The following is a 10,774-nucleotide window of genomic DNA, read 5'->3' as shown; positions in this document are numbered from 1 at the left end:
AAAAAAATAGATGATGGTAAACCTGGTACTGGTAAGATTACATTTGGCAATGTTTTTAGTCATAATGCTCTTTATGTGCAGACACCTACTCTAATCTGCACTGCACTGGGTTCCCCAGGTGATGCAGAAAATCAATGTACTCCAGATTCAAAATTCACCAACATTAGTTATAGCAACAAGGAGCCAGGTCATTTGATCTATCAACCAAAATGGCTGCATGATTTAACTGAGAATTAAGTCTTAAAAATATTGTAGCCAAATTTGTAAAAATTAAATAGTTGAATATACTCAATGTAGCCAGTTTCAATCTATTGACAGTAATAACTAAAAACTAAGCTATGGTATAAAGCTGTTAATATAAATTAGCTTTAATGGACATATCATTTTAAAAAAAATAGAATTATGAATTGTGTCAAACAAGTCAATTTATAAAAACTAAATGGTTATGATAATAATGCTAATATTTATAGAATTTAATGAATATTTTTATCAAAGAGCATAAATATATAACACTGATTTAAATTCTTATTATTATCAATATCTAGCTTCCTTGTTTTACCTATTTTGGATTTTTATAGCATTATTTTAAGATATGTAAATTTTTATGAGTATATTGATTAACTAATAAAATAACGTGTATTAGTTACACAAAACACATCAATAAAGATCACACCTATATTTTTATTGATTCTCTCTATAATGATTTTTTTAGCCTCATCCACAACACATGTCACAACTCCATGCATACAGGCAACTTTTAACACAAAACCACTATCAGTTTTTTTTGTTCCTATTGGTATAGCTTCTTCATCATTAACAATATCTTTTACTATATTTGGCCAAATGCTTTTAACTTCATAAGACCATAAACCTTTTTTCTTATTAAAAATTTTTGTTACAATATCTGTAAACTGATTATTACCTACCTTCATAAGCTTTGACTATATGTTTATTGGCAATTGGTTGAAAAATTTTAGAAACTTGTTGATAAATATTTTTTTTAAAAAATATTACATTTTTACAAACATCATCCCATCCACACCATTTCCACTGGGCAAATTCAGGTATTTTAGTAGTAACATTTATTTCTTGTATATCACCTTCAAAAAACATTAGAAACCACATTTGTTTTTGTCCCCTATATTGTGAAAATTGATGTCTTTGTGATATATGTTTTGGTATGTCATAGTAAAGCCACTTATCCATTTGCGCTATTATTTTAGCATTTTGCACACTGGTTTCTTCATATAATTCACGATATACTGCATCTTTAGGTGCTTCATTTTTATTAATACCACCCTGAGGCATTTGCCAAATGTTTTGATTATCGTTAACTCTCTTACCAACAAAAACATCACCTTTTTTGTTAATCATTGCAATCCCTACACATGGTCGATAAGTCTTTGGTGTGCTTATAGTCATTTTATTTATTTATATTTATAACAACATTTATATCATAATTATATTCTTTTATTTCCAATAGTACAGTTTTCTAAAATTATGTTTTATAATACAGTCAATATTTTAATAAAAATTTAACTATTATTAATAAAATATTAAGCAAATTTTCCAAAATAAAAAATTTACCAACTAACATGAAATACTCCATTAAAATTTTTGATTTAATTAAAAATAGATAGTGCCATCTTAAGATTTTTATTTTTGCATACATTCTTTTGACTTGCTTAATAGTACTTTTTCAGCAGTGGTTAAACAGTGTGCTTATCATAGTATTGATCTATAAAACAAGAAGACTCACTACAATGCAAAACATTTGGTAATGGAAAAAACCCCATTAAGCATTTAACTCTATGTAGTATGTATAGCTAAATTTGATTGACCAATAGAATGTTGTTTTTTTGTCAATAATTTGTCTACAGCAATGATATCTTGAATTATAAAATTAACACTAGCTGTGTTATTCCATTGGTTTAAAGATAATGTTCCAATAAGATGAACTATATTATTAGGTTGCACAGCATTGATCATTAATTGATTATTGGCTCTGAATGCTATTGCTTTAAAAAAAATATTATCACCATATACTTTAATTAAAAGATGCTCATTCTTTAATATTGTTACATTTTCTACTGTTACATTCTCAATTAGAATTATTGGCTCTGGATTACCTATTCCAAAAGGTGCTAATAATGCTATTTCATTGAATGTCTTTATATTTACTTCTGCGGCTGAGATTGTTAAATCAAAATATTTTTTATTTTTAATATGTTCATTAGAAAGAGCTTGTATCTTAAAAAATTCATACATAAATTCTTGCAACTTAGGGAAATTTTCCATGTTAATGCTAAATCCAGCAGCAGCACTATGACCACCACCATTGAGTATTATATTTTTTTGTTTAGCTGCTAATACACTTGCACCACAGTTTGCACCATTTACACCTCTCATGCTGGCCTTTCCAATATTTTTCTCATCAACTGCTACTACAATGGTTGTGATGTTAAACTGTTCTTTAATTCTTCCTGCTGCTATGCCTATAACACCAGGATGCCAATCTCTGCTAGCTTGTATTATAATATGTCCTAATTCATTTGGATTTATATGTTGTACTATGTCATTGTATACCTTGGTATCAAGTGAGCGTCTAATGTTGTTTAATTGCTCTATTTCTAGTGCTATATTATATGCATCATTGTAGTGTTTACTGGTAAGTAGATCAACAGCTAGAAGCCCATTTCCTACACGGCCACAAGCATTAATTCTTGGTCCTATTGAGAATGCTAGACTTTGCTCTGTTAAGGGAAAGCTAATATTGCTAGTTGTTGCCATAGCACTTAATCCTGGGTTTTTTTGTTCATTAATGACTTTTAGTCCTTTTTTTACTAACACTCTATTTAGTCCTGTAAGTGGCACAACATCACAAACTGTGCTTAGCGCCACAAGATCAAGAAAACTCATCAGATCTGGTTCTACTCTATTGGTAAAAAATTGTTTCTGTCTAAGTATGGATCGTACTGCAATTAAAAAGAGAAACACAACCCCAGCAGCAGATAGATTAGTATGAGGGCAATTCTCATCTTGTCTATTAGGATCAACAACAGCAATAGCAAGTGGCATATCAGAGTCTCCAATATGGTGATCAAGTACTATAATGTCCATTCCTATTTGCATAGCATACTTAATTGGGTCATTGGCTACAATGCCACAATCAACTGTTATGCATAGATTAATCCCCATTTTTTTTTGTAGCATTTTAAATGCATTACTATTTGGACCATATCCTTCAGTTAGGCGATTTGGTACATATACAATTGCATTAATACCAATTATATCTAGATAATTTTTAATCATTGCAGCTGATGTTGAGCCATCAACATCATAATCAGCAAAAACAGCTATTTTTTCCATATTAAGTATTGCATCAACAAATCTATTTGCTGCTTTTTCCATATCTAATAAATGCATAGGATTTGGAATTGATGTTTTTAGCTTAGGGAAGAAAAAATTATCTATGCTTTCTATTTGTATATCTTTAATAGTTAATAAATGAATAGTTATTTTAGATAGCTGTACATTACTTGTTGAATAGTTTGTATTGTTGTTTATTGCAGTCTGTGCAAACCAGATATTATTTTTAACTGAGCATAAACCTTGTTTTAGCTTATTTTCCACCTTGGTTTAATATATGATGAATGCAGATGGAGTATAAACAAATTTGATATAGTTGTACATCTAACAACCCACAATTTTATTTAAGCTGTTTATCTAACATAAATAACAATAACCATTTAATATGATTATATCTATATGGATGTGAGATATATGGCTAATGTTACAATACTAAAACTACCTTAACTATGGTGCATAGGGTGTAATTACCTCTGGTTGCTCTATCATTTCCATCAACCCTGTGTTTATCTCTTGAGCTGCTGGTGCCACATCATTCAATTCTTCTATTAATTGTAATGCTTCATTGTTATTGTGTATTGCTATATTGTAGAATATTTGCAGTTGTTTTGCTGATAATGGAAAATTGTTGTTTTTTAATACAGAAATATATTGAGGCAAATCATCAACATTACCTTCATTTAAGGCCATATATGCCAAACGTTGAGCTGCAAAATTTTTCACTATTTTGTTTGCTTTTCTGTCATGTAAAATGACATTATAAAGTCTTTTAACCTCTGGGTTGCTAGCATCTTGTTCATAGTATAGGTCACCTAGATATAGTGTAGCAAATTGCCTGTAATTAGTTTTGCTTTTGATCAACTGCTGTAAACTTTTTTCTCTTAATGGTAAACTCATGCTACTTCTTGATGATATTGCTTTAAACGCCAATGATCCATCTGCTGCCTCTTGCGCAATTTTTTTTTGATACCAAGATGCACCAACAAATGATAAAAAACCAAATACTACTATAATAAATATTATTATAGTACTATATTTGCGCCAAATATATTCAATTATATTATCAGTTTCTTCATGCCAATCCATGGATATAAACTATAAGCTAATCTAATATAACTATTTTACTAGAATATTTTCTTAAGTAAAGAATAGTAGTTTATGATTAATTTTATAAAAAATTAATATTTATATATTAATATTATCTTTAGTAAAAAAATTAATGGAAGATTTATGAAAAAGATAGGAGCATTGTTTGTTGCTTGTTTTTTCTTGATAAGTGCTACTGGTTTTAGTGTTAACTGGAAGAAAGTTAACTTCACTAAACCAGAAGGAACAAGCTATCAAAACGACTTAGGAATGCAATTAAAAAGATTGGCTAATGAAGAGGTTAGGGCACGCAATTGGAAAGCAGCTAACTATTTTGCTGATAAGGCTATTAACTCATTTAAAGGACACAATATACTGCCATACAATCCTAAGGGCTGGGTATATTCTAGCAAGGTTTCTTATAATGAGCTTTTAGTTGCCAGAAAGATGTTGTTGGAACTTCAGAATAATACACAAAAAGAAAAACATCCACATCTTTTAGCTAGAATGACTGCAGATTTTGATTGTTGGGGCGTTAGGCAGCAAGCAAATAGATATATTGCCACAGCTTTAAAATGTAGAGATAATTTTTTTAAAATTGCAAATTATCTTGATCGTTCAAGTAAATACTATAATGGTCATATTAATCAAGTATCTAAAATAATCTCAAAAGAAAAAAATTATGATAATGTTTATAAAATGGATCTAGTATTTGGATGGAGTGCTACATCTTTATCAAAAAGTGAGCTTTGTAAAATTGACAAAATAACAGATTATTTAAATAGTATTAAAGGTAATTATAGTGTTGTATTAATAGGACACGCTGACCAAACTGGTGGTCACAAGGTTAATCATTCATTTTCATATGCAAGGGCAATTACAGTACGAAAAGAACTGATTTCTGTTGGGATTCCTAAAAATAAGATCAAGCTATATGCCATGTCTAAGGATATGCCAATTGTTAATGCTGAAGGCAAAAAAAGATTGGTGAATAGGCGTGTTGAGGTGTATGTATTAGACAATGGCTATGCTGCTACTGTTAATGTTAGATAGTTTGAATTGATTTAACATTTAATACTATAAACTCATTAAAGCTCTGCTCCTTGAAGGAGCAGAGCTTTTTTATTGCCTAGCAATTCAACAAACATATTGTTTCACTGCTGCACAATATGCTTTAATGCCTTCATTATTAATGATAATTACATATACTTAACTGCCAATAAATAGTTAGATGTACTAGAGAGTAACATTAACATTCATTGTTAGGACAATGAGCAACTAATGCATTTAAAAATGATAATTAATACAACAGAGTCAGTTCACTGTACTGCAGTGTACATATTTAGCCATATGTAAGTTTGATGAATATCCTAAAAGAGAACAATTTCTTACAACTTTTCAGAATAATAAAGATTTTTTATTGTCAACATTTTGAAAAATTTAATAATCTTTAAAAGTAAATACTATAATGGTCATATTAATCAAGTATCTAAAATAATCTCAAAAGAAAAAAATTATGATAATGTTTATAAAATGGATCTAGTATTTGGATGGAGTGCTACATCTTTATCAAAAAGTGAGCTTTGTAAAATTGACAAAATAACAGATTATTTAAATAGTATTAAAGGTAATTATAGTGTTGTATTAATAGGACACGCTGACCAAACTGGTGGTCACAAGGTTAATCATTCATTTTCATATGCAAGGGCAATTACAGTACGAAAAGAACTGATTTCTGTTGGGATTCCTAAAAATAAGATCAAGCTATATGCCATGTCTAAGGATATGCCAATTGTTAATGCTGAAGGCAAAAAAAGATTGGTGAATAGGCGTGTTGAGGTGTATGTATTAGACAATGGCTATGCTGCTACTGTTAATGTTAGATAGTTTGAATTGATTTAACATTTAATACTATAAACTCATTAAAGCTCTGCTCCTTGAAGGAGCAGAGCTTTTTTATTGCCTAGCAATTCAACAAACATATTGTTTCACTGCTGCACAATATGCTTTAATGCCTTCATTATTAATGATAATTACATATACTTAACTGCCAATAAATAGTTAGATGTACTAGAGAGTAACATTAACATTCATTGTTAGGACAATGAGCAACTAATGCATTTAAAAATGATAATTAATACAACAGAGTCAGTTCACTGTACTGCAGTGTACATATTTAGCCATATGTAAGTTTGATGAATATCCTAAAAGAGAACAATTTCTTACAACTTTTCAGAATAATAAAGATTTTTTATTGTCAACATTTTGAAAAATTTAATAATCTTTAAATTTAATTGTGACTGGATTTTAAAGTGTATTTTTCAAAACCATTAGCTTTGCTGTGCTTTTTGGCAATAGATAACTTAATATCATTCATAAATTTATTCATTTTTGCTGTCATTCAAAAGACTCAGGTTTTCTATATTCCTCATAAGTTCTGGTAGGCAGATTTGCATTAATAAAGACAAAAATATTAAAGGATGTGTTTTAGGCTTGCTGGTGACAGGAAAATAAAAAATTATAATTATTCTAATTATACAGCATATAAATAGTTTGTGGTGTATATTATGCAAATAGCCATCCTTGGTGCTGGCTCTTGGGGCACAGCAGTTTGCAACTTATGTAGTGTGCAATTAATATTTACTAATATATTCTTATGCTAAAAATTTAGTAAGATATTGTTATATATTGAAAAAATGTAGTATAATTATTAGCTAGTATAACTCATGGCATGGTTCAAGTTATACAGCATATAAATAGTTTGTGGTGTATATTATGCAAATAGCCATCCTTGGTGCTGGCTCTTGGGGCACAGCATTAGCATGCTTGCTTAGTCAGATAGGTCATGACATTGTTCTTTGGTCTAAAAAAAGTATGGTTGTTAATGAGATTAATAGCTATCATACCAACACTAAATATTGTTCCAACAAAATAATACCAGTGTGCATTAAGGCCACTAATGATATAGAAGATGTTAAAAATAGTGATATTGTCTTTTTTGTTGTGCCTACTAGTGCTATAAAGTCCATGGCACATCTTATTCTAACTGCAGGCTGTATTAATCCAACAACAATATTGGTATCTTGCTCTAAAGGTATTGATGCAGAGTGTTTGGAGCTTCCATTTTCAACACTAGAATGCTATTTTCCAAGTAATCCCATTGCAGTTCTTTCTGGACCAAATTTTGCTAGTGAAATTATGGATGGTAAGCCAGCTGCAGCTAATATTGCATCATATAATATATCTATTGCAAAAATTATTTCAGATGCTATGAATCATAATTCATTTAGTGCATATCCAGTTAATGATCCCATAGCAGTTCAGGTAGCTGGTATTGTTAAAAATATAGTTGCAATAAGCTGTGGATTAGCCATGGGCTGGAACATGGGTGAAAATGCACGTGCTATAGCTTTTAGCATGGGACTGGCTGAAATGTCTAGTCTTTGTGAGACTATGGGAGGAGATAAAAATAACCTCTTGGGTCTTGCTGGAATTGGTGATTTGTTTCTAACTTGTGCATCTACAAATTCAAGAAACAATAAGCTAGGAGTTAGTATTGCACAAGGTGTAAAAATTAATAGCAATACTCTTGTTGAAGGTGCATTGAGCACTGCTGGTTTGAGAATATTAGCAATAAAGTTGGGACTGCATATGCCACTTTGTAATTTTGTTAGTGGGGTTGTTTCTGGCAATGTGTTAGCTTGTAGCAAGCAATATTCTTCTGTTTTGTTGTGTAGACATAGTGAAACTGTTTAAATATTCCACTAAGTTTATATCATGGCTGCGCAAAAAAGTAGATCGTTTCATATTTAATATTTTTATCTTAGAAAAATATAGTACACTATTGACATTCTTCTTGAAAAAAATGTTAGTCTTTTTTGTTCTACCTGTTTCTTTGTTTATTGCATTAGTTGCATTATGGTACACAGATGCATCCATTAAGTGGATTATATGCATAATATGCCTTCATTTTATAATAGCTACTATTCTTGTAAGTGTGTTTTATAATGATTTAATACAAATAAGAAACTATATTGCAAGCTATGTTAATAGCCCACCAACACCTAACAGAATATCACTTAGTGTTTTGAGTGATTGTGGGCTTATAAGTGATGGTATAGAGTTTGTTGTTGAGCAGCTAGATAAAAAAGATGATTTGTTGCAAGTAGCACGAGTAGAAAATGAGGCTGTTTTTAATCTTGTGTCTAGTCCAGTTTTTATCATTGACTCATCTATGAATGTGTTGCGCCTTAATAAAGGTGCTCATCTTTTGCTGGGTATTGATGTTGATAATTTAGAAACTTGTAATGAATTAGTAGAAAGTTCTTTTTTGAGTGAGCTACGCATAAGAATCTCAAACATGAACAATGGAGTAAGCATTGATGGTGGACGATTTGAATGCAGTATTTTAATCAAAGGTGCAAAGAATTTTTTTAAAGTAAGTGTAGCACTTTTTGGCACTGAAGAAAGATTAAATGCTAAGTTTGTTGTAGTAATGACCAATGTTACTAGTTATAAAAATCTAGAACGTTCTATGAGTGATTTTATAGCAAATGCCAGCCATGAGATTCGTACACCTTTAACTAGCATGGTTGGTTTTATTGAGACAATAAAAGATATCATTAAAGATGATCCAAAAGAAGTTAATAGATTTCTGGATATAGTGATAGATCAAGGTAGTAAAGTTGTTAATCTTCTTGATTCACTACTAACACTTTCTAGGGCAGATTTTGAACGTAGTGTTTCAATTAATGAATATGTGGATTTGCATACTATTATCCAAGAATCTGTTTTACATTGCAACTACTTGCTTAAAGAACGAGAAATTAGAGTTGTTGTGAAAAAAATTAATCATTTAGCAAGAGTTAAGGGTGATTACTATGGTTTGCTTCAGGTTTGCAATAATCTTATTATTAATGCCATAAACCATAGCTATAAAGGTGGCATTGTGGAGATTTCATGTGGGATGTGTATGGATGCTCCATTTGCTGATGTAGAATATGATCAAAAATTTATGTTTTTACAAGTTAGTGACTTTGGTCAAGGCATGGATTCTAAGCATTTATCCAGAATTAGTGAAAGGTTTTATAAGGTAAATTCCTCTAGTATTGGTAGTGGCTTAGGGCTTTCTATAGTAAAGAGTGTTTTAGAAAGACATAAAGCAAAGTTTAAGATTGAAAGTGAGAAAAATAAAGGCAGTACCTTTATTGTTTATCTAAGAGACCAGCAAGTCAAAACAATGAAAGACAATAAAACAACTAGCAGCAAGACAAATATTACAATTTAGTTATAAATTTCATTAAGTAGATCTTTGTCTTTAAGGTGTTTTGATACTATGTTTAATGTATGTTGTATTTGTCGTGAATATGATAGATCTATTGATTTTTCTTTTATACGTACTATCAATCCACCTATAATTGATGGCAATAAAGCACTTTGTAGGTATATTTTTTTACCAAGATAGTTTTCTAATAATCTACTTGTATGTTCTAAATCTTTTTTTAGGGGTTTAGTAGCAGTTATAATGCAACATTCAATAGCACCTTCTTTTATTGCACATATAATGAAAAAATATTCTATAATTTTATTTATCAAGTTGATTGAATTGTTATTTATCAAATTGACTAGTAATGATTCTATTTGAAGTTTCTCATTGTTACTAAATATTTCTATAATCATAGATATTTTTTTTGGTTTTGCTAAAGCAGGATTATTAAAAAATTTTATAAAATCTTTATTATTATCTATAATTTGTTCTAAATTTTTCATCTCACTGTAGGCTGTTTTTAGATTTTTGTATTGCACACAATGATTGTACAGTGCTTCACTGTATGCAATTATTGTAGAATTAAAAAACATTGTCATTTATAGATGGTGTAATTTTAATTTATTGATAAATTATACATTGCTTATATTGCATAGCAAGTATTACCAATCACTAGTTTGACTGATGACATTTTTTATCAAAATTGTATAATTCATTATCTGATTGTTGATGTATAAAAGCAATCTTTTATGATAGACTTTATATAAAGTATAGTTGTTTTCTGGAATGAATAAATTGTTTTTTCATATAAATACTATTTAAATTATCTGAATTTATTGTTTAAACTGCCTCATAAAATTTGCATCATTTTTCTTAAGATTAAATTTCAATATTTTTGTATTCTCACAATTTAATGTCGCTAATTATGTTTTTTTGCATGCACACTATTTAAGCTAATTTACTGACAATAGTATTTTTAATGCTTTAGTAATTTAATCTAATACTCAGTTAAATCATGCAGCCATTTTGGTTGATAGATCAAATGACCTGGCT

General features: G+C 29.7%; 10 protein-coding genes. 5 read left to right on the top strand and 5 right to left on the bottom strand.

The window, feature by feature from the left end; genetic code table 11:
- On the top strand, nucleotides 1-237 hold a 237-nt coding region (locus AABI72_RS01340; RefSeq protein ID WP_338363675.1), incomplete at its 5' end, for a hypothetical protein.
- Nucleotides 238-617: 380 nt separating this feature from the next.
- Here AABI72_RS01340 and AABI72_RS01335 read toward each other — a convergent pair.
- From AABI72_RS01335 to AABI72_RS01320, 4 genes are all read right to left on the bottom strand, one after another.
- Nucleotides 618-932 (bottom strand): hypothetical protein, encoded by a 315-nt coding sequence (locus AABI72_RS01335; RefSeq protein WP_338363673.1) that lies wholly within the window; start codon nucleotides 930-932, stop codon nucleotides 618-620.
- Nucleotides 919-1,422 (bottom strand): RNA pyrophosphohydrolase, encoded by a 504-nt coding sequence (locus tag AABI72_RS01330; protein WP_338363670.1) that lies wholly within the window; start codon nucleotides 1,420-1,422, stop codon nucleotides 919-921. Before AABI72_RS01330 ends, AABI72_RS01335 begins: the two co-directional genes overlap by 14 nt.
- Nucleotides 1,423-1,809: 387 nt before the next feature.
- Complete coding sequence (gene recJ, locus AABI72_RS01325; protein WP_338363669.1) at nucleotides 1,810-3,633, bottom strand: single-stranded-DNA-specific exonuclease RecJ; 1,824 nt, start codon at nucleotides 3,631-3,633, stop codon at nucleotides 1,810-1,812.
- Nucleotides 3,634-3,816: 183 nt separating this feature from the next.
- The gene (locus AABI72_RS01320) at nucleotides 3,817-4,455 is read right to left on the bottom strand and encodes a tetratricopeptide repeat protein (protein WP_338363668.1); all 639 of its coding nucleotides are present in this window, start codon (nucleotides 4,453-4,455) and stop codon (nucleotides 3,817-3,819) included.
- Between the two features lie 144 nt (nucleotides 4,456-4,599).
- On the opposite strand from AABI72_RS01320, the gene AABI72_RS01315 reads away from it, so the two are divergent.
- From AABI72_RS01315 to AABI72_RS01300, 4 genes are all read left to right on the top strand, one after another.
- Nucleotides 4,600-5,508, top strand: coding sequence for an OmpA family protein (locus AABI72_RS01315; RefSeq protein ID WP_338363667.1), 909 nt, complete (start codon nucleotides 4,600-4,602; stop codon nucleotides 5,506-5,508).
- Between the two features lie 378 nt (nucleotides 5,509-5,886).
- Nucleotides 5,887-6,342: an OmpA family protein gene (locus tag AABI72_RS01310; protein ID WP_338363666.1), complete on the top strand. Its 456-nt coding sequence runs from the start codon at nucleotides 5,887-5,889 to the stop codon at nucleotides 6,340-6,342.
- A gap of 888 nt (nucleotides 6,343-7,230) precedes the next feature.
- Complete coding sequence (locus tag AABI72_RS01305; protein ID WP_338363665.1) at nucleotides 7,231-8,211, top strand: NAD(P)H-dependent glycerol-3-phosphate dehydrogenase; 981 nt, start codon at nucleotides 7,231-7,233, stop codon at nucleotides 8,209-8,211.
- A complete protein-coding gene (locus tag AABI72_RS01300; RefSeq protein ID WP_338363664.1) occupies nucleotides 8,198-9,742 on the top strand; it encodes an ATP-binding protein in 1,545 nt (514 codons plus the stop codon). The genes AABI72_RS01305 and AABI72_RS01300 overlap by 14 nt, the downstream gene beginning before the upstream one ends.
- On the opposite strand, the gene atpH is transcribed toward AABI72_RS01300, so the two are convergent.
- On the bottom strand, nucleotides 9,739-10,314 hold the full coding sequence (gene atpH, locus AABI72_RS01295) for an ATP synthase F1 subunit delta (protein ID WP_338363663.1): 576 nt from the start codon (nucleotides 10,312-10,314) through the stop codon (nucleotides 9,739-9,741). The genes AABI72_RS01300 and atpH overlap by 4 nt on opposite strands.
- Between the last annotated feature and the right edge of the window lie 460 nt (nucleotides 10,315-10,774).

Origin of the sequence: Candidatus Xenohaliotis californiensis (assembly GCF_963930935.1) — a bacterium.
GTDB classification, from domain to species: domain Bacteria; phylum Pseudomonadota; class Alphaproteobacteria; order Rickettsiales; family CAWVOK01; genus Xenohaliotis; species Xenohaliotis californiensis.
Note: the sequence above shows the minus strand (reverse complement) of the source record. Positions and strands in the feature narration are given on the sequence as shown.

Excerpts from the sequence above, each read along its gene's own strand:
- AABI72_RS01335 (WP_338363673.1), bottom strand. The coding sequence starts at position 932 with ATGAAGGTAGGTAATAATCAGTTTACAGATATTGTAACAAAAATTTTT.
- AABI72_RS01330 (WP_338363670.1), bottom strand. The coding sequence starts at position 1,422 with ATGACTATAAGCACACCAAAGACTTATCGACCATGTGTAGGGATTGCA.
- AABI72_RS01320 (WP_338363668.1), bottom strand. The coding sequence starts at position 4,455 with ATGGATTGGCATGAAGAAACTGATAATATAATTGAATATATTTGGCGC.
- AABI72_RS01315 (WP_338363667.1), top strand. The coding sequence starts at position 4,600 with ATGAAAAAGATAGGAGCATTGTTTGTTGCTTGTTTTTTCTTGATAAGT.
- AABI72_RS01305 (WP_338363665.1), top strand. The coding sequence starts at position 7,231 with ATGCAAATAGCCATCCTTGGTGCTGGCTCTTGGGGCACAGCATTAGCA.
- atpH (WP_338363663.1), bottom strand. The coding sequence starts at position 10,314 with ATGTTTTTTAATTCTACAATAATTGCATACAGTGAAGCACTGTACAAT.